The sequence below is a fragment of the Paracoccus salipaludis genome (assembly GCF_002287065.1).
Classification (GTDB): domain Bacteria; phylum Pseudomonadota; class Alphaproteobacteria; order Rhodobacterales; family Rhodobacteraceae; genus Paracoccus; species Paracoccus salipaludis.
The window spans coordinates 1-537 of record NZ_NSJZ01000158.1; the positions used below are offsets into that span (position 1 = coordinate 1).

General features: G+C 63.3%; 1 protein-coding gene. It reads left to right on the plus strand.

The window, feature by feature from the left end; all coding sequences use genetic code 11:
• Positions 1-89: 89 nt before the first annotated feature.
• A partial coding sequence (locus CK240_RS17975) for a replication initiation protein (protein WP_205957942.1) occupies positions 90-537 on the plus strand: 448 nt, incomplete at its 3' end.

Consider the following 537-nt stretch of genomic DNA (forward strand, 5'->3'; position numbering starts at 1 on the left):
TGACTGGCGTACAGCTCAGTGGCGAGTGGCGCGGCGATCCATGGGGCGCGGTCTTGCTGGCTGAATGGAAAATTACCCAAGGTGGCTCAATGGTGCGGGCACTGATCCCGCCCGCAGGCGTCCATGCCCTCCGCAGTCCGCAGAACTTTGCCAAGATCGAGGCCCGCGCAGCCCACAGTCTAACCGGCCACGGCCGCCAACTTTATGTGCTGCTTGCTGACAAGAAGCGTTTGGGGCGGCCGTTCTGGACCTTCACCCTGGACGAGCTGCGCTCCCTCATGGGGGTGGCCGACAAGAAGTCCTACGAGCGTTGGAATAACTTCCGTCAATGGGTGCTCGAACCTGCCCTTGCGGCCGTAAACGACTACGGCACGGTCGAGGTCAGCATGAGCCCAGAGAAACAGGGACGTTCAGTCCATGCCGTTACCTTCCGCTGGCGTTGGAAGGACCCGCATGCTGCCGCTGACACCGCCAGCGAAAACGAGCGCCACAGCGTTGCACGCCGCCGTCAGCAGGAGACAGCCGGCGCGCCACCGA